Here is a 22140-nt window from a genome sequence, read left to right as displayed (position 1 = left end):
GCGGCGAACCCTATCCGGCCGGCGGCTGAGCGGTGGGTTCTCCCAGCTCCGCGAGGACGCGCTGGGCGATCCCGATCGCCGTGTTCGCCGCTGGAACCCCCGCGTACACGCCGGTGTGCAGCAGAACTTCGCGGATCTCGTCCGCGGTGAGCCCGTTGCGCACCGCCGCGCGGACGTGCATCGCCAGTTCGTCGTGGCAGTGCAGCGCGGTGAGCGCGGCCAGCGTGATGCAACTGCGGGTCCGCCGGTCGAGGCCGTCCCGCGTCCACACCGAACCCCACGCCGCCTCGGTGATGTACTCCTGGAACGGCTTGCTGAACTCGGTCGTCCGCGCGACCGCCCGGTCGACATGGTCGTCGCCGAGCACCTCGCGGCGCACCCGCATGCCCGCCTCGTAGCGGTCTCCGGTCACTGCTCCTCCGTGATCCGTTCGAGGATCAGCCGGGTGAATTCCTCCGGCTGCTCGTAGCTGCCCAGGTGCGCGGCGGAGGCGACGACCTCGAGCCGGGCGGCGGGGATCCCGTCCGCGATGACCCGACCGTGCGGCTCGGCGGGCGTCGACGGATCGTCCGCACCGGCGATCACCAGCGTCGGGACGGAGACCTTCGGCAGGTCGCCGGTGAGGTCCATCTGCTCGATCACCTCGCAGCATCCGGCGTATCCCTCGTCGGGCTGAGCCGCGACCATCTCCCGCAGGTACGCGACCTGGTCCGGATGCGCCTGCGCGTAGCCCGGCGTGACCCAGCGCCCGACACTGGCTTCCGCGACTGCCCCGGTGCCCTCGGCCCGCACGAGCCGAGCGCGATCGGCCCACATTTCGGGCGGCCCGAGCAGCGCTGACGTGCAGCACAACGTGAGGCTCGACAACCGCTCGGCGGCGTTGATACCGAGCCACATCCCGGTCATCCCGCCGAGCGATAGGCCGACGAAATGCGCGCGCTCGACACCGAGGTCGTCAAGCAACCCCAGCACGTCGCCGCCCAGATCGGCCAGGTCGTACGGCCCCGGCGGCACTGGCGACGACCCGTGGCCCCGCGTGTCGTACCGGACCACGCGGAATCCGCGTTCGGTCAACGGCGCGATCTGCGGCTCCCACATCCGGTGGTCGCTGCCGATCGAGTTGGAGAACACCACCACCGGACCCGCCGCCGGGCCTTCGACGACCCGGTGCACCCGGACACTGCTCACGCTTGAACCTCCACAATGGACACGGCCGGTCAGACCGCGAAGAACACCGTCTCGCCTTCGCCTTGCAAATGCACGTCGAACCGGTAGCCGGAACCGTCCTTCTTAGCCAGCAACGTGTCCCGCCGTTCCTCGGGAACGCTCGCCAGCACGGCGTCGCCGGCGTTGTCCTGGTCGTCGAAGTACACCCGCGTGACGACCCGGTTCAGCAGCCCGCGAGCAAACACCGACACGTCGATGTGCCGCGCCTGCGGAGCCCCGGACTCGTCCGGCACGACCCCGGGCAGCAGCGTCAGGATCCGGTACTGGCCCTGCTCGTCGGTGGGGCACCGACCGAATCCGCGAAACGCACCGGCGGGCTTGCCGCGCGGGTCGTCGGGGTGGTCGAACCCACCGTCCGGATCGGCCTGCCACGTCTCGATCATCGCGTCGGGAACCGGGTTGCCCGCGCCGTCGTACACCCCGCCGCGGATCCACACCGCGCCTTCGGTGCCTTCCGGGACCACGAACGGCCCGTCGTCCCACGGCAGCCCGATGGACAGGTACGGCCCGACGGTCTGCGAAGGCGTGCCTTCCAGCCTCACTCGTCCTCCTCCTCGTCCTCGAACACCGACTGTTCCCGCCCGCGCACCACGATGTCGAACTGGAACGCCAGCGCCCATTCCTCCTCGGTGCGGTCGAGGTCGAACCGGGAGATCATCCGCTGCCGCGCCTTCTCGTCCGGAATGGAGTTGAAGATCGGGTCCTGCGAGAACAGCGGATCGTCCGGGAAGTACATCTGCGTGACGAGCCGCTGGGTGAACGCCGAGCCGAACACCGAGAAGTGGATGTGCGCGGGACGCCAGGCGTTGTCGTGGTTCTTCCACGGGTACGCGCCGGGCTTGATGGTGGTGAACTCGTAGCGCCCGTCGTCGTCGGTCAGCGTGCGGCCGAGCCCGTCGAAGTTCGGGTCGAGCGGGGACGGCCAGCGGTCGCCGGTGTGCCGGTAGCGGCCGCCCGCGTTGGCCTGCCAGATCTCCACGAGCGAGTTGCGGATCGGCCGCCCGTCGCCGTCGAGAAGCCTGCCGGTGACGATGATCCGCTGGCCCTGCGGCTCGCCCTCGTGCTGGCGGGTGAGGTCGTTGTCGAGTTCGCCGAGCCGTCCCGGGCCGAGCAGCGGACCGGTCACCTCGGTGAGCATCTGCGGCAGCAGGACCAGCGGCTGCTTCGGATGCCGCAGCGCGGTGGAGCGGTACGGCGCGTAGTCGAGCGGCGGGTGGGTGCCCTCCGGATCGGGCCGGTACTGCGGCAGGCGACGCTCGGTCGGTGTGGCCACGATGCCTCCCCTTTCTCAGCGATTCTCGAGCACGACAGCGAGACCCTGGCCGACGCCGATGCAGATCGCCGCGAGGCCCCAGCGGCCGCCGGTGCGGCGGAGCTGATGCGCCAGCGTGCCGATGATCCGGCCGCCGGACGCGCCGAGCGGGTGCCCGATCGCGATGGCCCCGCCGTTGACGTTGACGATCTCCGGGTCCAGCTTCGACCATTCTTTCAGGCAGGCCAGCGATTGCGCCGCGAACGCCTCGTTGAGTTCTACCGCGGCGAGGTCGTCCCAGCCGATGCCCGCCCGTTCGAGCGCGATCTCCGCCGCGCGCACCGGGCCGATGCCGAACACGTCCGGGTCGACCCCCGCGGCGCCGCGCCCGGCGATGCGGGCCAGCGGCGTCTTGCCGAGCCGCTCGGCCGCGGCCGCGTCGCCGAGCAGCAACGCCGACGCACCATCGTTCAGCGGTGACGCGTTGCCCGCCGTGACGGTGCCGTTTTCTTTGCGGAACACGGTTTTCAGCTTCGCGAGCTTCTCGGGCGAGGAATCCGGCCGGATACCCTCGTCCCGGGTCAGCTCTACACCTTCGACCGGGACCACGTGGTCGTCGTAGAAGCCCTCGTCCCACGCCCGTGCGGCGTTCACGTGGCTGCGCGCGGCGAACGCGTCCTGCTCGTCGCGGCCGATGCCATAGCGCTCGGCGAGCAGTTCCGTGGACTCGCCGAGGGAAACGGTCCACTGCGACGGCATCGCCGGGTTGACCATCCGCCAGCCGAGTGCCGTGTTGTACAACGTCTGGTTGCCGGCCGGGAAAGCCTTGTCCGGCTTCGGCATCACCAGCGGCGAGCGGCTCATCGATTCGACGCCGCCCGCGACCACCAGCGAAGCGTCGCCGACCTGGATCGCCCGGCTCGCCTGCATGGTCGCCTCGACTCCGGACCCGCACAGCCGGTTCACCGTCGCACCGGGCACCGACGTCGGCCAGCCGGCGAGAAGCGCGGCCATCCGCGCCACGTTGCGGTTGTCCTCGCCCGCCCCGTTGGCGTCGCCGAGCACGACCTCGTCCACAGTGGACGGATCGAGCCCGTTGCGCTCGGCCAGCGCGCGCAGGACACCCGCGGCCAGGTCGTCAGGACGCACTCCGGAGAGAGCGCCGCCGTAGCGCCCGAAGGGAGTGCGGATCGCGTCGAGTACGTAAGCGTCGCTCATTCGCCGGCCTTCTTCAGTTCGCGGAGCAGGGTCAGTTCGCGTTCGGTGGGCGCGGGGGTGGTCTTGAGGTCCGCGGCCGTCTTCAGTGTCCACCCCGTCGCTTCCACGACCTGGTCCAGCTCGACCCCGGGGTGCAGTTCGGTGAGCGTGAGCTCCGCGGTGTCCGGGTCGGGCCGCATGAGGCCGAGGTCGGTGACCACGAGCGTCGGCCCCGCTCCGCGCAGGCCGAGCCGTTCGCGGTCGCCGCGCCCGGAGCCATGGCCGAACGACGTCACGAAGTCGACCTTGTCCACGAACGTCCGCTTGCTTTGACGCAGCACGACGAACACTTCCTTGCAGGACGCGGCGATCTCCGGCGCCCCGCCCGCACCGGGAAGGCGCACCTTCGGATCGTGGTAGTCGGAACCGATGACCGTGGTGTTGATGTTGCCGAACTTGTCGAGCTGCGCGGCGCCGAGGAACCCGACGTCGATCCGGCCGGGCTGCAGCCAGTAGTTGAACACCTCGGGCACGCTGACCACCGCGTCGGCGGTGTCGGCCAGCTCGCCGTCGCCGATCGACAGCGGCAGCCTGCTGGGTTTCGCGCCGAGACAACCCGATTCGTAGATCAGCGTGAGGTTCGGGGCGTGCGTGCGCCGGGCCAGGTTCGCCGCCGTGCTGGGCAATCCGATCCCGACGAAGCACGACATGCCCTCGCCGAGCGCGCGGGCCGCGGCGATGCTCATCATCTCGTCGGCGGTGTACTCGCTCATGCCTTCACCCCGGTCAGATCGTTCAGCCACTGGGCGAATTCCTCTCGGTCCCGCCCGATCTCGTCCCACGCCTGGTACGCCGCGTTGTCCCGCTCGTAGTACCCAGCGGCGTACGACGGCGCCGCGCCGCGCGGCACCTCGGCCACCGCGGTGACCGCCCAGGACGGAAGGACCAGCGCGCCCGGCCGGGGCTCCAGCTCGTCGACGACCTCTTCCACGGTGACCAGCGACCGCTTCGCCGCGAGCACCGCTTCCTTCTGCACACCTGCGATGCCCCACAGCTGGACGTTGCCCGCCCGGTCGGCGCGCTGCGCGTGCACGATCGTGACGTCCGGGTTCAGCGCGGGCACCGTGGTGAGCTGCTCGCCGGTGAACGGGCAGGTGATCGGCTTGATCGTGTCCGTTTGCGCGGACAGATCGGTGCCGGTGTACCCGCGCAGCACCGCGAACGGAAGCCCGGAAGCGCCTGCGACATAACGGTTCGCCATGCCCGCGTGGCTGTGCTCCTCGATCTCCAGCGGCACCGGCCACGAGTGCTGCACGGCGTCGCGGAACCGGTGCAGCGAGCCGACCCCGGGGTTTCCGCCCCACGAGAAGATCAGCTTGCTCGCACAGCCCGCGCCGATGAGCTGGTCGTAGACGATGTCCGGCGTCATCCGCACGAGCGTGAGGTTCCGCCTGCCCTGACGGATGATCTCGTGCCCGGCCGCCACGGGAATGAGGTGCGTGAAGCCCTCGAGAGCGACGGTGTCTCCGTCGTGCACCAGCTCGGCGATCGCCTCGCCGAGCGACAGCACCCTTGCCATCACGAGCCCTTCCGTCTGGATCTTCCTGCTTCTGTCGTTCCGTGCTAGCGTGTTCGCATAGCGCACAGAAGTTCTACATGAGAACATAGCACGATCCGGCCGCCCGCGGGAGTGCCAAAGGGTGAAGCGGACGTCCGGAGAGACGGCACAAGACGACGCGAGGTTTTGCGAACTGCGAGGGAAGAGAGGTGATGCGATAAGACAACACGGTGCGCTAGGAGTCGGCGAACGGGTTTCGCGGCGGCACAGGGCGGCGCGGCCGTCGGCAGACCGGGATTTCGTTGCGTGGTACCGCAATGCGGAATTCGGGCCCTGCCGGCGTCAGTGGCGTTCTGTCGCGGTTGGACGCTCCGTCGCAGCTCAGGCGGGTGTCCGGCGGTGAGCGCGCCGCGAACCTCGCTCGGGCGGCACGGTCGGCATTAGGCTGCTCGGCATGCCGAAGATCGCTGTCACCCGCTGGATCCCGGACGAGGCCGTGCAGGTGCTCGGCGAAGCAGGCGAAGTCGAAATCTCGCCGGAGGACCGGCCGCTCACGCCCGAGGAACTGCGAAAGTTCGTCGCCGGATCGGCCGCGGTGGTGTCGATGCTGCACGACCGGATCGACGGCTCAGTCGCTGACGCGGCGGGTCCCGGACTGAAGGTCGTCGCGAACGTCGCGGTGGGCTACGACAACGTGGAGGTCAGTGCACTGGCCGAACGCGGGGTCGTGGTCACCAACACGCCGGGCGTGCTCACCGACGCCACCGCGGATCTCGCGTTCGGACTGCTGCTGGCCGTCTCGCGGCGGCTCGGCGAAGGCGAACGTTTGCTGCGCGCGCGGCAGCCGTGGTCGTTCCACCTCGGCTTCCTGCTCGGGTCCGGACTGCAGGGCAAGACACTCGGCATCGTCGGGCTCGGGCAGATCGGCCGCGCGGTGGCGAAGCGGGCGGCGGCGTTCGGGATGCGGGTCGTCTACTTCGGACGGTCGGCGAAACCGGACTTCGACGGCGAGTTCGTGTCGTTCGACGAACTGCTGCGGCGTTCCGACTTCGTGTCGCTGCATTGTCCGCTGACTCCCGAGACCCGACACCTTGTCGACGCGGATGCCTTGCGGGCCATGAAACCGAGTGCGTACCTGGTGAACACCACTCGCGGTCCGGTCGTTGACGAGTCGGCGCTGGCCGACGCGCTCGCGGCCGGAGAGATCGCGGGCGCGGCGTTGGACGTGTTCGAAAAGGAACCAGACGTCGAGCCTCGGTTGCTGGAGCGCGACGACGTGGTGCTCACGCCGCACCTCGGCTCGGCGACGGTGGAAACGCGTACAGCGATGGCGGTGCTGGCCGCACGCAACGTCGTCTCGGTGCTCGCCGGTGCCGATCCGCTGACGGAGGTGGGCCGATGACCCGGGTCGTGATCGCACCGGACAAGTTCAAAGGAAGCCTGACCGCGGTCGAGGTGACGAAAGCGATCGCGCACGGCGTGCGCGATGCGTTGCCGGATGCCGAGATCTCCGCGTGCCCAGTCGCCGACGGCGGCGAAGGGACGCTGGAGGTCCTCGAGAACGCGGGCGGCTCCATGGTGCGGTTGTCGGTGCGCGGTCCGCTGGCCGAACCGGTCGACGCCCGGTACGTGCTGCTCGACGGCACGGCCTACGTCGAATCGGCGCGGGCGTGCGGGATCGAGTTCGTGACGCCGAGCCGGGAAGTCGCGCTGGCCGCGCACACGTGGGGCGTCGGCGAGCTGCTGAACGACGCCCTCGCCCGCGGAGCGCGGCGGCTCGTGCTGACCGTCGGCGGCACCGCGAGCACCGACGGCGGCGCCGGGATGCTGGCTGCGCTGGGTGCCGAGATCCTCGACTCGTCCGGTGCGCCGGTTGGTCTCGGCGGCGGGTCGCTGGCGCACGTCGTGCGCGTCGACTTGGGCCCGGTGCGGGAGCGGCTGGGCGCAGTGCCGGTCGCAGTGGCGACGGACGTGACGAATCCGCTGCTCGGCGCGAATGGAGCGGCGGCTGTGTTCGGCCCGCAAAAAGGTGCGGCACCGGACGACGTCCGCACGCTGGACGAAAGCCTGTCGCACTGGTCTAAGGCGCTTGTGCAGGCAGGCGCACCGGATGTCTCCGACCTGCCCGGAGCCGGGGCTGGCGGAGGTGTCGCGGCGGGAGCGATCGCGGGGTTCGGTGCGACGGTCGAGTCCGGCTTCGATCTGATCGCCGCGTTGACCGGCGTCGACACCGCGCTGACCGGTGCTGACCTGGTGATCACCGGGGAGGGCTCGCTGGACGAACAGTCGCTGTCCGGCAAGGCCCCGGCAGGCATCGCGGCTCGCGCCGGGCAGACGGGCGTCCCGCTTCTGGTGCTCGCCGGACGGATCCAGCTGGACGCGGACGCGCTGGACGGATTGGGAGTCGTGGGCAGCAGCGCGCTGATCGACCACGCACCGTCGCTGGACTACGCCCGCTCGCACGCCGCGGAACTGCTGCGCGAACGGGCCGGAGTGCTAGTGCGGGACTGGCTGCGCACCAGGTAGCAGAACAACAACGCAGCCACCCCGTCGTCTGGACAACCCGCGTCTTGGGCGGCAGCACCGCCCAGGGATCGGCCATGAATCAACTCACCGGCCCCGGACGTCCTGAGACCTCCGGAGGCACCGGCCAGCGGCACACGGGATCAGCGGACGGACACCGCCGCGCCGATCCCCGTGGCCAGGAGCTTGCTTGCGCAGCCCGTCAGGCGGACTGCTGCTGCGGCAGGACGGCGAAGGCGACGTCGCCGGTGTCGTCCTGCTGAACGTCGAGGACCTTGTCGTCGAGCAATGCCGCTGCCTGCGGCTCGAGGAAGACCTTGGCTCCGCCGTCGGCGCCGACGATGCGGTCGCCGTCCTCCGGGGCCGGGGCTACCGACAGCGCCAACTGGGCACCGTCGCCTTCCATGCTCTGCAGCGCGAAGCGCAGGCCGCTCTTCTCGGAGTCACTGCCTTGTTCAGCGGTCAACGCGGTGATCGCCTCGGCGGCGGCTTCGGTAACGGTCAGCATCTTTCGGCCTTCCCTTCGTCGCAGTCGGATGCGCGCGGTTGGTTGCAGGGTGGTTTTTCACGCTAAAGGCGGCATGACGGTCGCGCAGTGTGAGCGCTAGGCCGTTTGCCGCGACGGTGGAACCTGTCACAAATACGTTTGAGATCAGGATCTTCGGGCCATGGCCGACCGGATCGCGTCGGCAACCGTGCCTCCTCCGTGGTCGACCCGTTCGCCCTGTCCGGGCACCGGGGGCCAGCCATCCCCGGCCGAGCCGAGCGACCCCAGTTCGGGGTCGCCTCCGCCGGCCTCCCCAGCAGCGTGGACCGGCGGCCGAACCTCCGGCTCGTCCCCGGCACGCTGGCTTTCCCGGACCTCGCCGGAAGCTGACGCGCCCATGGAGCCGGACGCACGAAACGAGTCGACACGAGAGCCGTCCGCACCGGGCGCTTCACTCTCGCGGAGAGTGTCGTCACCGGGATCGCTCACGGGCACCTCCCGAAAGTCCGGATTTGTTCGTGGTGAGCTACCCGAGGCGACTTCGAGTGAAACGGGCCGAACGGCTGTCGTCGGAATCACAGCGTTTCCTTGGGTCTGCCAGGGCGTCAGCAGGCGAAGCAGAGCTAGCGTCAGGACATGACCACCACCCGGTGGAAGCCGCGCGGCCGGATCGGTCTCCGCCCCCGACGCAAAGCCAGCGACGACCCGGTCCGCGATGACGCGCAGCCGGAGTTCCGCACGCTCGACGAGACTCCGAGCCACCGCTCCCCGGACTTCGACGAGGCCGCCGACCAGCACCGCGCAGCCGCCAACGACCTGGCCGCGCTCGCCGACGAGATCGACACTCGCCGCGACCTGCTGGACTCCGCCGCCGACCGCCATGGTGAGAACACCCGTCGCCCCTCAGCGGCTAATCCGCGCGCCGACCGCCAGGCAACGACTGATCGCGACGCTGACCAGCTACCGGCGAAGCCCGGAGACAACAGCCCTCGCCGGCTGCCGACGAACTCAAGCTCCGATCGCCGTAAAACGGCAACCGACTGCGCCGAACAGCCACGGCGGGAGTCCAGCGACAAACCCAGTCGCCATTCAACGGCGAAACCGACCCACGCGCCGAGCGACACAGACCTGCTGCCGCAACAACCCGCCAATTACAGCGCCGCCGAAGCCCGCCAACCGCGAGCAGCGACGGATCCAGCAGCCGAGCCCAGTCACCACCAGCCCCACCTGACTCCCGCCGCAGCCCCCATCAAGCACCCAGCACCTCCGAGCGTCGCCGATAATCGGCCAAACCCCGAAGACCGCACCACTCGCCGCCGCGAGATGGGCAGTCATGCTGCCTGGTACCTGGCCGCCGGTGTCGTCACCACCGGACTCCAGGCCGTTCTCTTCCTGGCCTTCCGGCCGGAAATCGGCGCGCAATGGGCGAATCTCGCCGCGCTCGCGATCACGACGGTCGGCAACACCGAGTTCCATCGCCGCGTCACGTTCGCCAACCGGAGCAGCCGCGCGGGCAAGCGCCACCTTCAGGATCTCGTCACTTTTGCCTTCTACGCCGGCTACGGATCGGTCGTTCTCGCCGCTCTCGACGCAGTCGTCCCGCATCCCTCCGCCGGGCAGCAAACCGCCGTGCTTCTCGCGGCCAGCTTCGTCGGCGGGGTCGTCCGGTTCGCCGTTCTGCGGTGGTGGGTGTTCGCGCGGGCTCGGCGAGCGGACGCGGCACAAGATCACCAACGGTAGTGGAACCCGTTCTACCCGCAGTGCGACCACTCTCTGTTGCGCTACCCCGCTATCACTCTTCGTGACGTACAAAACCGGACATCCGCACATGCTGCGAGGCCGGATTCGTACTGTGCGTCGGCTGGTCTCGTTTGTGTCAAGACCACTGCTGCTAACGGGGTATTCGTAGTTGAAATGTGGACGGTCGGCCTCCGGCCGCTTAAGGTTACGGAGCGTCGCAACGATCGCAGTGCTCCCCCCGTTCGATTGGAGTACTTGCGACCGCAACATCACAGAGTGTTGACCCCGAGACAGCGACGGTCGCAGGGTTGCCGGGGAGACGACCATGACAGCACCGTCGAAGACGTCCCGAACTGCGGTGTCCGGCGTCGAGGGCTACGTGAGCCCCGCGACGCTGCCCCGGTCCGGCGGACGCCTGACCAAAGAAGACCTCGACCCGCTCGTACGCGCGGCAGGACAGGGCGATCAAGCCGCGGTCGCCGACCTGCTGCACGTGCTCCGCCCCGTCGTCGCCCGCTACTGCCGGGCCCGGATGGGCGGCCGCGACCTCTCCTACCTCGCCGCCGACGACGTCGCACAGGACGTCTGCATGGCTGTCCTCAAGGCCCTTCCGGACTACCAGGACCGCGGCGGTTCCTTCCTTTACCTCGTGCACGCGATCGCGGCCAACAAGGTCGCTGACGCCTACCGGGCGGTCGCGCGCGACCGGTCCGAGCCGGTGCCCGAGCTTCCGGAGCACCCGCTCTCCGGCGGCAACGAGCCGGAATCGCATGCGCTGCGCCTCGACCTCGGCAGCCGCCTCCAGGAACTGCTCACCCGCCTCGCCCCGCTGCAGCAGGAGATCCTGGCGCTGCGCATCGTTGTCGGCCTCAGCGCGAACGAGACGGCCGAGACGCTGGGCATTTCGGCCGGCAACGTCCGCGTCACGCAGCACCGTGCGTTGTCCAAGCTCCGCGAGATGGTGCAGGGCCAGGACTTCTGAGCCGTTTGGTCACTCGAACGGCTGGAAGGCCGCCGCGGACCGCCGAATAGGTCGACAGGCTCGGTTTCGCGCGGCACTCTGGTTTTACCCGCCGCATCTCTCAGCTCAACTCATAAACTCGTGCCGCCGTGTGCTCGAAGACGTCGAGCCGTTCCGGGTCGCTCAGCGCACCGGTCAGCGACACCGCCGCGTCCAGTACGACTTCGTACGCTGCCGCCAGTTCGCACACTGGCCAGTCGGAGCCGAACATGACCCGGTTCGCGCCGAACGACTCGAAAACGTGGTCTGCGTAGCGGCGCAGATGGCCCACCTGCCATTCGCGCCAGTCGGCTTCCGTCACCAAGCCGGACAGCTTGCAGTGCAAGTTGCCGTGCTCGGCGAGCGAGGCCACGCCGTTCGCCCACGGCTGCCACTCGCCAGCTGCGATGCCAGGTTTCGCGGCGTGGTCGAGGACCAGCCGCAGGTCCGGCAGGCGTTCGGCTACCTGCCGGGCGGCGGCGAGCTGCGCTGGTGCCACCAGCAGGTCATAGACCAGGCCCGCAGCGGCGACCGCGGTCAGGCCGCGCAGGATTTCCGGGCGCAGCAGCCAATCCGGGTCCGGTTCGTCCTCGACCTGGTGTCGGATGCCGACCAGCGGGCCGAGTTCGCGCAGCCGCGCGAGCCGGTCGGCCACGTCCGGAGCGGCGAGGTCGACCCAGCCGACGACGCCGGCCACCACGGGTTCGGACGCGGCTGTGGCAAGGAATTCCTCGGTTTCCGCCTCGTCCGAGACGGTCTGCACCAGCACGGTAGCGTGGACGCCCGCCGCAGTGGTCACCGCGCGCAGATCGTCGACGGTGTACGGCTTGCGGATCGGGGCCAGTGCGTCACCGGACATCCACGGGTACTCGCGACGCGCGGGATCCCACAGGTGGTGATGCGAATCGATCACTGGGTTCCTCCGGACACGACGGGGCGGGCAGCCGGCCGCAGGAGGCCAGCGTCGGCGAGGTCGTCCCACAGTACGGCCGGGATTTTCGCCGCGGCGCGGCGAACGTTCAGCGACACCTGCTCGGCGTCATGCGCCCCGACGACCACCGACACCACCGCCGGGTGCGTACGCGGCAACGCGAGCGCGGCCTCGGGCAGCGAAACACCGTGTCGCGCGCAGATTTCCACGATCTTCTGCGCTTTCTCCACGAGATCCGCGGGTGCGGCCGCGTAATCGTAGATCGCGCCGGGTTGTTCAGTGGCGAGGATTCCACCGTTGAACACTCCGCCCGCCACGACGCCGACGCCGCGTTCGACGCACAGCGGCAACAACTCGTCCAATGCCGGCTGGTTCAGCAAGGTGTAGCGACCGGCCATCAGAACATGGTCAAGATCGAACCGGCGCACGAATTCCGCCAGCATCGGCGCCTGGTTCATCCCAGCCCCGACCGCCCCCACGACACCCTGCTCGCGCAACTCCAGCAATGCTGGGAACGCACCCGAAACCGCTTCCTCGAAATGATCGTCCGGATCGTGCACGTACACGAGATCGACGCGGTCGAGACCCAGCCGGTTCAGACTCGATTCCAGCGAACGCAACACCCCGTCGCGGCTGAAATCCCAGCGGCGCCGGTAAGTCCCCGGGACGTCGAAGCCCTGGTCGTCGCGTTCCCCCGGGGCCGCCGCGCGTGGTTCCAGGACGCGACCGACTTTTGTGGACAGGACGTATTCGCCGCGCGGATACGCCGCCAGCGCAGCGCCGAGCCTGCGTTCGGACAGCCCGAGCCCGTAGTGCGGCGCGGTGTCGAAATAGCGGATCCCCTCGTCCCACGCCCGTCGCACGCTCGCCGCGGCGGTTTCGTCCGGCACCGCGTGGTAGAGATTGCCCAGCTGTGCGCCGCCGAGTCCCAGCGGAGGAAGGTCCACGGTCACGCCTCCGCCGGGAGTTGCCACACCAGCCCGAGGCCGTGCGCGACGTCGGAGTGGTCGAGGTCGAGCAGTTCGTTGATCCGCTTCTGCCACGCGATGTCGGCCGGGTCGCCGGCGAGTTCCTCGCGCATTCGCTCGAAATCGTCCACCTCGACGAAGTGGAACAGGTCGAGCCCGTCGCGCCAGATCCGCCACGACCGCACGCCGGCACGTCGCAGTGCGGCGTCCAGATCCTGCGGGATCACCGCGTGCACCTCCTCGTACGTTTTCTCCATTCCGGGCTTGAGCCGAGTGCGCAATGCGACCGTTTGCGGCGCCGGGCCGTGGGTCATCGTTCCTCCTGACGGGAGTCGTGGCACGCTGTAGGGGGTAAACATCCGAGGTCTCTGCAGGGAGGGCGGTCCCGATGCCCGTCACCGATGTCGCGATCGACAAGATCAAGGACATGATCATTTCGGGCGAGCTGGCCCCGGGCGACCGGCTCCCCAAGGAGGCCGAGCTCGCGCAGCGGCTGGGGCTTTCCCGCAGTTCGCTGCGGGAAGCGGTGAAGGCGCTGTGCCTGATCCGGGTGCTGGACGTGCGTCAGGGCGACGGCACGTACGTCACCAGCCTGGAACCGAACCTGCTGCTCGACGCGATGACCTTCGTCGTCGACTTCCACCGCGATGACACCGTGCTCGATTTCCTTGCTGTGCGGCGGATTCTGGAGCCCGCCGCCACCGCGATGGCAGCGCTGCACATGCGCGACGAGGACGTCGCCGAACTCGGCGCGCTGCTCGGCGAACTGGAGGACTCGCCGACCGTCGAGGCGCTGGTGGCCAACGACTTGCAGTTCCACCGCAAAATCGCGGACGGCTCGGGCAACCCGGTGCTGTGCTCGCTGCTCGAAAGCCTCTCCGGCCCGACGGCGCGAGCCCGCATCTGGCGCGGCCTCACCCAGGAAGGCGCGGTGGCCCGAACCCGGGAACAACACGCCGCGATCTACGACGCGATCGCCGCACGGGAACCAGAACTGGCCCGCTCGTGGGCGACGGTGCACGTCGCGGGAGTCGAACAGTGGCTGCGAAGCACGCTGGTCGAAGACGACGCGCCCGGCGATGAGGCCGAACCCGCTGCTTCCTGACCGAGCGGCGACGGCTCCTGAGCGGTTTGTTGCAGTGACGGGTCCCTTCACTCCTTGCTGATAGGAGTGAAGGGACCCGTCACTTTTGTTCGAGGGACGCGAGGGGGACTTTCGCGCCTGAGCGGCGGGAGCGACGGGACCCGTCACACAATGACCATCGGAGCGAGGGGACCCATCGCGCACGCGTGACTGGAGCGAGGGGAACTTTCGCACCCGCACGGTAGGGGTGACGGAACCCGTCACACCACGACCGCCGAAACGAAGAGCCCCACCCCGCACGCCTGACTGGAGCGAAGGGGACCTTCGCACCCGAACAGCAGGAGCAGCAGGGGCCGTCGCTCCGGGACCATCGAAGCGAAGGGACCCATCGCGCACGCCCAGCCGGAGAGAGGGGGACTTTCGCACAGCGGGCACGGCGTAGACCGGCATGCGTCGAAATGGGAACGGCGAGGGGACCCATCGCGCGCGCTCGGCTGAAGCGGTGGGGACTCGCTCGTCGACGGGCGGAATGAAGGGGCCCTTCATTAACTCCGGCGCTGGTGATGCGGAGGTTGCTTCCGCCGCACCACCAGCGGAGGCGAAGGGCCGTGCGGCGGAAACGGGAGCGCAACTGGCAGCAACGGCACCGGCACCAGTCGCGGCACCGGCACTGGCACTGGCACTGGCACTGGCACTGGCACCAGCCAATCGCTCGCCCACCGAACCCGACGGCAGCGGCCACCCCGGCCCCGGCGGCAGCGAGGTCGGAGACGAAGCCGCCGACCAGGCCGAGCGCAAGCCCCCATAAGGTCGGATGATCACCGAACCTCCGCCGATCAGGTCTGGGGCTTTCCGCCCGCGTACCGGCTGATGATCAAGGCGATCAAAATGATCCCTCCGTAAATCGCCTTCAGCCATTCCGCCGGGACCTGGGCGATGCGCAGCAGGCTGTCCACCGACTGCAGCAACAGCACCCCGGTCAGCGCCCCGACCAGCGTGCCTCGCCCGCCGTCCAGGGAGACACCGCCGATGACCGCTGCGGCGAAGACCTGGAGGATCAGGCCGTCGCCCTGGTCAGCGCCGAGGGCGCCGACGTAGCCGGTGTATGCCAGGCCGCCGATCGCAGCCAGCACTCCGGCCACCACGAACACCGCCCACGAAATCCGGTCCACTCGGATGCCCGCGGCCCGCGCGGCTTCTCGGTTGCCGCCGATCGCGTACAGGGAGCGGCCGACTCGGTGGTATCGCAAGCCCAGCCCGAAGAGCACGAACAGGGCCGCGGCGAGCCAGACTGACATCGGCAAGCCGGCAAACGTCGTGGTCGCCAGCGCGGTGAACGCGTCCAACTGGTCGAACAGCGTCTTGCCGTTCGTCGTGCCGATCTGGGTTCCGCGCAGGACTGTCAGCATCGCCAGCGTCACGATGAACGCGTTCAGCTTCAGCTTCACGATCAGGAAGCCGTTCACGAAGCCGATCAAGGCACCCACCACGGGGATCGCCACCAGGCCGAGCACCGAAGGCCATTCGGTGCCGAAGCCGGACGACGCCGCGGGAATGACCAGCATCGCGCCGATCGCAGGGGCGATGCCCATCGTGGATTCCAGCGACAGGTCGAACTTGCCGGTCAGCAGCACCAGCGACTCGCCCAGCACGACCAGCGACAACGCGGCCGCCGCGGAAAGGATGCTGATGATGTTGTCGAAGGTGAAGAACGTGTCGCTGATCAGCCCGCCGATCACGAACACCACCACGAGCGCGGGCAGCAGCGCCAGTTCGCGCAGCCACGCCGACTTCCGGCGTTTCGGCCGGACCGCGGGCAGCGCCGTCTGCGGGTCGCTCATCAGGTCAGTCATGGAGCCCGACTCCTTCGATATCCGCCACCAGGTCCCCGTCGGACCAGCCGGCCTGGTGAACGGCGGCCACCTCGCCGGCGCGCAGCACCAGCACCCGGTCGGCCAGGCGCAGGTCGTCCAGCTCGTCGCTCACGAGCAGCACCGCCTTCCCCTCGGCCCGCACCCGGTCCACGACCGCGAGCAGGGCCTCCTTCGACTTCACATCCACTCCCGCGGTGGGGTTGATCAGCACCACCACGCGCGGATCGCTCTCCAGAGCCCTGGCGAGCACGACTTTCTGCTGGTTCCCGCCGGACAGATCCGAAACCGGCTGGTCCGGGCCGGCCGCGACGATGTCGTAGTCGGCCAGGGCGCGCGATCCGCGTTCGCGGCGGGCCTTCGGGGACGCCAGACCGGCGCGGCCCATCCGGTCGAGCACCGACAGGGTCGCATTGTCCATAATGGAGTGTTCCAGCACCAGACCTTCGTGGTGCCGGTCCCGCGGGACACAGCCGATGCCTGCGCGCAGGGCAGCAGTAATGTCACCGGAGGGCAGGCATTTTCCGTTTACCGCAACGGTTCCTGATGCGGGCTTCCGCAGGCCGTAGACCGTCTCGGCTACCTGGTGCTTGCCGCTTGCGTTGCTGCCCGCGAGTCCGACGACCTCACCGCGGTGGATCCGTAGCGAGACGTCGTGGAATCCGTCGCCGGAGAGGTCATCTACGGCGAGGACCTCTTCGGCGTCGACCGCGAGCGGGTCGCGGGTGGCGGCGTCGCGGACGGCGAGGCCGCCCTGCTCCCCCGTCATCGCGTCGACCAGTGCCGCGCGGCTGACCTCCTCGACGGGTGCGGTGAGCACGTGACGGGCGTCGCGCAGGACGGTAACCGCTTGGCACACCTCGTAAACCTCGTGCAGGTGGTGCGAGATGAACAGGAACGTGACCCCGTTCTCCTGCATCTGCCGCATGCGCTCGAAGAGCCGCTCGATGGCTTGGCTGTCCAGCTGCGCGGTCGGTTCGTCCAGCACGATGAACCGGGCACCGTAACTCAACGCGCGGGCGATCTCGACGAACTGACGGTCCTCAACGGACAGATCGCCCGCCGGAGTGTCCACATCGACCCGTACGTCCCACGAGTCCAGCAGCTCCCGTGCCTGCCGGCGAAGCTTCTTCCAGCCGATCGCGAATCCGCCCCGGGCCTGCCGGTTCAGGAACAGATTCTCCGCGACGGTCAGCTGCGGCACCACCATCGCGTGCTGGTACACGCACGCCACGTGCGCCTTCCAGTCGTCCTGTTTGGACAAGGAAGGTGCCGGTACGCCGCCGAAGGAAACGCTGCCGGTGTCCGTTTCGGACAGTCCGGTGAGGATGGACACCAGCGTGGACTTGCCCGCCCCGTTGCGGCCGACGAGTGCGTGTGACTCGCCGGGCCGCACGGTGAGGCTGACGTCGTGCAGCGCCACGGTGGGCCCGTACCGCTTCCCGACGCCGTCCGCCTGCACTACCGGCGCGCTCACAGGTTGTTACCCCACAACGCTTTGTCGTCCACGTTGTCCTTGGTCACGACCGGCGCGGGCAGCTGGTCTTCCAGGATGCCGGGGCTGATCTCGACGATCGTGGAGTCGTGGTCGGTCGGGCCGGGCTTGAACGTCTCGCCCGCCATCGCCTTCTTGAGCCAGTACATCCCGTACTTGGCGTAGGCGTCGGCAGGCTGCGAGACGGTCGCGTCCAGTTCGCCGTTGCGGATCGCGGTGAGCTCCTGCGGGATGCCGTCGTTGCTCACCAGCACCACGTGCTTCGGGTCGCCGACCGGGAAGAACAGGTTCTTGCGCTTGAGCGCCTGCTCGGTCGGCGCGAGGTAGACGCCGCCCGCCTGCATGTACACGCCCTTGATGTCCGGGTTCGCGGTCAGCAGACTGTCCAAACCGGACGAAGCCTTGTCCGCCTTCCATTCCGCGGCGACCTCGAGGACCTTGACGTCCGGGTACTTCTGCTTCATGCACTCGCGGAACGCCGCCGACCGGTCTCGGCCGTTGACCGACGCGAGGTCGCCCATCACCTGCACGACCTTGCCGCTCTTCACGCGCTTGCCGATTTCCTCGCACGCCTTGGTTCCGTACGCCTTGTTGTCCGCGCGCACCACCATCGCGACCTTGCCGCTTTCCGGCGCAACGTCCACCGCGACCACCGGGACGCCCTTGTTCTCGGCCTGCTTCAGCCCGGCGACGACCGCGGCCGAGTCGAGCGGGGTGACGACGAGGCCCTTCACGCCCTGGCTGAGCAGCGTGCCGATGTCGGTGATGAGCTTCGCCGGGTCGCTGTCGGCGTTCACCGTGGGCAGCGCGTCGAGGCCCTGCTCCTTCGCCATCTGCGGCACGTATTTGTTGTAGGCCTGCCAGAACGGCGAGGTCAGCAGGGGCAGCGTCGCCCCGACCTTGCCGGTGCCGCCGCCGCTCGCCGCTGCCGCCGGTTTGTCCTTAGTGGACCCGCACGCACCGAGCACCAAACCGCAGGCGGCCACCGCGGCGGCCAGCCGGATCACCTTCGTACGCACCGCATCCTCCTTGATGACAGGCCTTGTTGGCTAAGCAGATCAGTTCTGCACGGGTCCGCGCGGGCGCAGGCCGTACATGCCGCCGTCCACCGCGAGCGCGGTGCCGGTAGTCGATGCCGAAAGCGGGCTGGCCAGGTACGCGATCGCGTTCGCAACCTCGTCCGCGGTCACCAGCCGTCCCATCGGCTGGCGGGCGGCGAGCGCCTCCCGCTCGGCCGAGGGGTCCGCGGCGGTGTCGAGCAGCCTGCCGACCCACGGGGTGTCCGCGGTGCCGGGGCACACGCAGTTGACGCGGATCCGGTCCGGCAGGTGATCGGTGGCCATCGCGAGGGTCAGTGACAGCACCGCGCCCTTCGTTGCCGAGTACAGCGCCCGCGCAGGCAGCCCGGCCCACGCGGCGATCGAGCACGTGTTCACGACCGCTGCCGCAGGCGAGTTTTTCAAGTGCGGCAAGGCAGCCCGGGCCGTGCGCACCATGCCGACCACGTTCACGTCGTACGCGCGGTGCCACTCGTCGTCGTCATTCGCGGTGACGTCGCCCTGCGCGCCGATTCCCGCGTTGTTGATCAGGATGTCGAGCCGGCCGAAGCGTTCGGCCACCGCGTCGACGGCGGCGCGAACCTCGGCATCGGACGTCACGTCGCAGCGGAATCCGGCCAGCGGCCCGGGCACCTCGTCGGTCTTGAGGTCGAGCACGGCCACCTGCGCGCCGCGCTGGGCCAGCAGGTTCGCCGTGGCCAGGCCGATGCCCGAAGCTCCGCCGGTGACCGCGGCGACCAGGCCGTCGAATTCGCTCACTGCGCGTTCTCCGTCCATTCAGGACCGTCCGGGAAGCTGAACCGGCGCAGCGTAGCGTCGTGCATGCGCGCGGAAAAGCCCGGTGCGGTCGGGGCCAGGTAGCGGCCGTCGCGCACGACGGCCGGGTCGGTGAAGTGGTCGTGCAGGTGGTCGACCCATTCGATGGACCGGTCACTCTCCGAACCGGACACTGCCACGAAGTCGAACATGGACAGATGCCGCACCAGTTCGCACAATCCGACCCCACCGGCGTGCGGACACACCGGGACGCCGAATTTGGCTGCCAGCAACAGGATCGCTAGATTCTCGTTCACCCCGCCGACGCGTGCGGCGTCCAGCTGCAGCACGTCGATCGCGTTAGCCTGCAGCAATTGCTTGAACACCACGCGGTTCTGGACATGCTCGCCGGTGGCGACCTTGATCGGTGCGAGCGCCTTCGCGATGGCCGCATGGCCAAGAACATCGTCCGGCGAGGTCGGCTCTTCAATCCAATATGGATCGAACGGTGCCAGCGCAGTCATCCACGACACTGCCGTCGCGACATCCCAGCGCTGGTTCGCGTCGACCGCGATCCGGATGTCCGGGCCGACAGTCTCGCGGGCCAGCTTCATTCGCCGGACGTCGTCTTCGAGATTCCCACCGACCTTCAGTTTGATCATCTCGAAACCGTCGGCGACGGCTTGTTCGGCCAGCCGAACCAGTTTCGCGTCGGAGTAGCCGAGCCAGCCCGCCGACGTGCTGTACGCGCGATACCCGTCAGCTTCGAGCTTGGCGATCCGCTCTGCTTTCCCGGGCTCGGCGGCGCGCAAGATGTCGAGCGCTTCCTCTTCGGTGAGCGCGTCGGAGAGGTAGCGGAAGTCCACAAGGGACACCAGCTCCTCCGGCGTCATCCGCGACGCGAACTTCCACAAAGGAAGTCCGGCCCGCCGTGCGGCGAGGTCCCACGCGGCGTTGACGATCGCGCCGATCGCCATGTGTGCCACGCCTTTTTCCGGTCCCAGCCAACGGAATTGGGAGTCGCCGACCAAAGCCCGTGAGAGCGCACCGAGCGCTTCTGCGTCTTCAGGAACATCGCGGCCGACCACATGCGGCGCGAGCGCACGGATCGCGGCGGCCTGCACGTCGTTGCCCCGGCCGATGGTGAACGCGAGGCCGTAACCATCCGGTCCGGCATCGGTGTGCAATTCGACGTAGGCCGCCGAATAGTCCGGATCCGGGTTCATCGCGTCCGAACCGTCGAGGTCGCGCGACGTCGGGAAGCGGACGTCCCGGACCTCCATGGCCACGATTTTCGCCATGTCAGGCCTGCCCGAAGGTCTGGCGCTGCTTGCCGAGGCCGTCGATTTCCAGTTCGACGACGTCGCCCGCGCGCAGGTACGGCTTCGGCTCCGGCTGCCCGAGCGCGACGCCCTCCGGGGTGCCGGTGTTGATCAGGTCGCCGGGGTGCAGCACCATGAACTGGCTCAGGTAACGGATGATCTCGGCGACGCCGAACACCATGTCCTTTGTGGACGAATCCTGCACCTTCTCGCCGTTGACCCAGGTGCGCAGGCCGAGCGCCTGCGGGTCGGGGATTTCGTCGGCGGTCACGAGTTCCGGGCCGAGCGGGTTGAAGGTCTCGCAGTTCTTGCCCTTGTCCCACTGGCCGCCGCGGTTCAGCTGGAAATCGCGCTCGGAGACGTCGTTGGACACGACATACCCGGCGACGTGCGCCAGTGCTTCGTCCGCGCTTTCCAGATACCGCGCGGTTTTCCCGATGACGACGCCGAGTTCGACCTCCCAGTCGGTGGCCGTGGAGCCGCGCGGGACGAGCACCTCGTCGAACGGTCCGACCATCACGTCGGGCGCCTTCATGAACAGCACCGGTTCGGTCGGCACGGCCGCGCCGGTTTCCTCGGCGTGGCGGCGGTAGTTCATGCCGATGCAGACGATCTTGCCCGGCGCGGCGATCGGCGCGCCGACCCGCAGCCCGGCCCCGTCGGCGACCGGCAGTTCCCCGGCTCCGAGCGCCCGCGCGGCCTTGGCCAGCCCGTCGCCGGCGAGGAACGCGCCGTCGATGTCCGGCGTGACCCCGGAGAGGTCGTGGAGGGTGCCGTCACCGGCACGGACGAACGGACGCTCAGCCCCCGCTGCCCCGAGACGCACAAACCGCACGGACGAACCCCTCTCTCGACACCGTTCTCGCGATACATCCGATGTATAGCGCACCGGAGGGCACAGATCTAGAGGGAAGCGGGATTTGGTGCGGAAATTGATCCGATCACCGGGCTGGCGGGCGGATAACGGACACTCGTCGTGGCGGGGTGGTCCCGTCAGAGCGAGGGAGACGGTGCGGCGCGGATGGCGATTGGGGATGCGGCTGGGCCGCGGGGACGGGCGAGCGGCGACAGAAGCTGGGAGGAAGCGGAGGGGGCCTGGGACAGCTCCGACACGGAAGTCGGGCGGGGCGTCGACGAGGACGATGTGCACGAGCCCAGCGACAAGAACCGGCCCGATCGCCGGGAAGACCCGAACACGGCCGACGCTCCGGCGGACGGCGCGGACGTCGAATCGTGTGCCGATGAGCGGGCAGTGCCGTTGCCGGACGGCTCGTGGATGCTCGCTCCGGAACGCTCCGCTGCTAATTATTCGGCGGACGATCAGGTGGCTCTTGATCATTCCGCGACGGATCACTCCACGGCGGACCGCGTGACGTCGGATCATTCCGGAGCTGAATACTCCGCCGCTGGTGCCTCCGGCGCGGAGCATTCCAGGGCTCAGCGATCCGTGACGGATCATTCGACGCCCGATCACTCCACGGCAGACCACTCCGCCACGGAATACTCCGACGCGGAGCATTCCGTGGCCGAACCCTCCACCGCGGATCACTCCGCGCCCGGCCACTCCGCAGCGGATCAAACCGCGGCAAACCACCCCACCCCGGACTACTCCGCAGCCGACCACCCCACCGCAGCCAGCGCGGAATATCCCTCCCTCGAACACTCCGTCAC

General features: G+C 68.9%; 22 protein-coding genes. 5 read left to right on the top strand and 17 right to left on the bottom strand.

Annotation, left to right across the window (positions count from 1 at the left end; translation table 11 throughout):
• Nucleotides 1–10: 10 nt before the first annotated feature.
• Genes pcaC through WA670_RS33620 form a run of 7 tightly spaced genes read right to left on the bottom strand, consistent with a single transcriptional unit; the run spans nt 11 to nt 5255 of the window.
• Nucleotides 11–412 carry a 4-carboxymuconolactone decarboxylase gene (gene pcaC, locus WA670_RS33650; RefSeq protein ID WP_037810186.1) on the bottom strand — a complete coding sequence of 134 codons (402 nt, stop codon included), beginning with the start codon at nt 410–412 and terminating at the stop codon, nt 11–13.
• Complete coding sequence (gene pcaD, locus WA670_RS33645) at nt 409–1188, bottom strand: 3-oxoadipate enol-lactonase (protein ID WP_037810184.1); 780 nt, start codon at nt 1186–1188, stop codon at nt 409–411. Before pcaD ends, pcaC begins: the two co-directional genes overlap by 4 nt.
• 29 nt (nt 1189–1217) lie before the next feature.
• Nucleotides 1218–1769 carry a protocatechuate 3,4-dioxygenase subunit alpha gene (gene pcaG, locus WA670_RS33640; protein ID WP_037810182.1) on the bottom strand — a complete coding sequence of 184 codons (552 nt, stop codon included), beginning with the start codon at nt 1767–1769 and terminating at the stop codon, nt 1218–1220.
• A complete protein-coding gene (gene pcaH / locus WA670_RS33635) occupies nt 1766–2500 on the bottom strand; it encodes a protocatechuate 3,4-dioxygenase subunit beta (protein ID WP_037810181.1) in 735 nt (244 codons plus the stop codon). Before pcaH ends, pcaG begins: the two co-directional genes overlap by 4 nt.
• Before the next feature lie 15 nt (nt 2501–2515).
• Nucleotides 2516–3697 carry a thiolase family protein gene (locus tag WA670_RS33630; RefSeq protein ID WP_037810180.1) on the bottom strand — a complete coding sequence of 394 codons (1182 nt, stop codon included), beginning with the start codon at nt 3695–3697 and terminating at the stop codon, nt 2516–2518.
• Nucleotides 3694–4449: a CoA-transferase subunit beta gene (locus tag WA670_RS33625; RefSeq protein ID WP_043833033.1), complete on the bottom strand. Its 756-nt coding sequence runs from the start codon at nt 4447–4449 to the stop codon at nt 3694–3696. Before WA670_RS33625 ends, WA670_RS33630 begins: the two co-directional genes overlap by 4 nt.
• On the bottom strand, nt 4446–5255 hold the full coding sequence (locus tag WA670_RS33620; protein ID WP_336160245.1) for a CoA transferase subunit A: 810 nt from the start codon (nt 5253–5255) through the stop codon (nt 4446–4448). The genes WA670_RS33625 and WA670_RS33620 overlap by 4 nt, the downstream gene beginning before the upstream one ends.
• Nucleotides 5256–5688: 433 nt before the next feature.
• Between WA670_RS33620 and WA670_RS33615 the strand changes: the two genes are divergently transcribed.
• Nucleotides 5689–6636 (top strand): 2-hydroxyacid dehydrogenase, encoded by a 948-nt coding sequence (locus tag WA670_RS33615; RefSeq protein WP_336160244.1) that lies wholly within the window; start codon nt 5689–5691, stop codon nt 6634–6636.
• A complete protein-coding gene (locus tag WA670_RS33610) occupies nt 6633–7760 on the top strand; it encodes a glycerate kinase (protein WP_336160242.1) in 1128 nt (375 codons plus the stop codon). The genes WA670_RS33615 and WA670_RS33610 overlap by 4 nt, the downstream gene beginning before the upstream one ends.
• Nucleotides 7761–7959: 199 nt before the next feature.
• Here the strand turns inward: WA670_RS33610 and WA670_RS33605 are convergent, their stop codons facing one another.
• Complete coding sequence (locus WA670_RS33605) at nt 7960–8265, bottom strand: hypothetical protein (RefSeq protein ID WP_009074268.1); 306 nt, start codon at nt 8263–8265, stop codon at nt 7960–7962.
• A gap of 615 nt (nt 8266–8880) precedes the next feature.
• On the opposite strand from WA670_RS33605, the gene WA670_RS45250 reads away from it, so the two are divergent.
• Both WA670_RS45250 and shbA read left to right on the top strand, forming a co-directional pair.
• Complete coding sequence (locus WA670_RS45250; protein WP_199817467.1) at nt 8881–9984, top strand: GtrA family protein; 1104 nt, start codon at nt 8881–8883, stop codon at nt 9982–9984.
• Nucleotides 9985–10309: 325 nt separating this feature from the next.
• Complete coding sequence (gene shbA / locus WA670_RS33595; RefSeq protein WP_037810171.1) at nt 10310–10966, top strand: RNA polymerase sigma factor ShbA; 657 nt, start codon at nt 10310–10312, stop codon at nt 10964–10966.
• Nucleotides 10967–11066: 100 nt separating this feature from the next.
• Here the strand turns inward: shbA and WA670_RS33590 are convergent, their stop codons facing one another.
• Genes WA670_RS33590 through WA670_RS33580 form a run of 3 tightly spaced genes read right to left on the bottom strand, consistent with a single transcriptional unit; the run spans nt 11067 to nt 13197 of the window.
• Nucleotides 11067–11897, bottom strand: coding sequence for an amidohydrolase family protein (locus WA670_RS33590; RefSeq protein ID WP_037810169.1), 831 nt, complete (start codon nt 11895–11897; stop codon nt 11067–11069).
• Complete coding sequence (locus tag WA670_RS33585) at nt 11894–12868, bottom strand: aldo/keto reductase (protein ID WP_336160239.1); 975 nt, start codon at nt 12866–12868, stop codon at nt 11894–11896. The genes WA670_RS33590 and WA670_RS33585 overlap by 4 nt, the downstream gene beginning before the upstream one ends.
• On the bottom strand, nt 12865–13197 hold the full coding sequence (locus WA670_RS33580) for an L-rhamnose mutarotase (protein ID WP_336160237.1): 333 nt from the start codon (nt 13195–13197) through the stop codon (nt 12865–12867). The genes WA670_RS33585 and WA670_RS33580 overlap by 4 nt, the downstream gene beginning before the upstream one ends.
• Nucleotides 13198–13271: 74 nt before the next feature.
• On the opposite strand from WA670_RS33580, the gene WA670_RS33575 reads away from it, so the two are divergent.
• Complete coding sequence (locus WA670_RS33575; RefSeq protein ID WP_037810166.1) at nt 13272–13988, top strand: FadR/GntR family transcriptional regulator; 717 nt, start codon at nt 13272–13274, stop codon at nt 13986–13988.
• A gap of 815 nt (nt 13989–14803) precedes the next feature.
• Here WA670_RS33575 and WA670_RS33570 read toward each other — a convergent pair.
• The 6 genes from WA670_RS33570 to WA670_RS33545 are packed head-to-tail and all read right to left on the bottom strand — an operon-like array spanning nt 14804 to nt 21304.
• Nucleotides 14804–15820, bottom strand: a complete 1017-nt coding sequence (locus tag WA670_RS33570; RefSeq protein WP_037810165.1) for an ABC transporter permease — start codon at nt 15818–15820, stop codon at nt 14804–14806.
• Entirely contained in the window at nt 15813–17315 is a 1503-nt protein-coding gene (locus WA670_RS33565) for a sugar ABC transporter ATP-binding protein (RefSeq protein ID WP_037810164.1), read from the bottom strand. Before WA670_RS33565 ends, WA670_RS33570 begins: the two co-directional genes overlap by 8 nt.
• Nucleotides 17312–18352, bottom strand: coding sequence for a sugar ABC transporter substrate-binding protein (locus tag WA670_RS33560; protein WP_037810163.1), 1041 nt, complete (start codon nt 18350–18352; stop codon nt 17312–17314). Before WA670_RS33560 ends, WA670_RS33565 begins: the two co-directional genes overlap by 4 nt.
• Before the next feature lie 39 nt (nt 18353–18391).
• On the bottom strand, nt 18392–19150 hold the full coding sequence (locus tag WA670_RS33555; RefSeq protein ID WP_037810162.1) for an SDR family NAD(P)-dependent oxidoreductase: 759 nt from the start codon (nt 19148–19150) through the stop codon (nt 18392–18394).
• Entirely contained in the window at nt 19147–20448 is a 1302-nt protein-coding gene (locus tag WA670_RS33550; protein ID WP_134665475.1) for an enolase C-terminal domain-like protein, read from the bottom strand. Before WA670_RS33550 ends, WA670_RS33555 begins: the two co-directional genes overlap by 4 nt.
• A gap of 1 nt (nt 20449) precedes the next feature.
• Complete coding sequence (locus WA670_RS33545) at nt 20450–21304, bottom strand: fumarylacetoacetate hydrolase family protein (RefSeq protein WP_037810159.1); 855 nt, start codon at nt 21302–21304, stop codon at nt 20450–20452.
• Nucleotides 21305–22140 lie beyond the last annotated feature (836 nt).

The organism is Amycolatopsis sp. VC5-11 (genome assembly GCF_037034185.1).
In the GTDB taxonomy this organism is placed as follows: domain Bacteria; phylum Actinomycetota; class Actinomycetes; order Mycobacteriales; family Pseudonocardiaceae; genus Amycolatopsis; species Amycolatopsis nivea.
The sequence above is the reverse complement of the archived record's forward strand: the minus strand, read 5'-3'. Positions and strand labels throughout refer to the sequence as shown.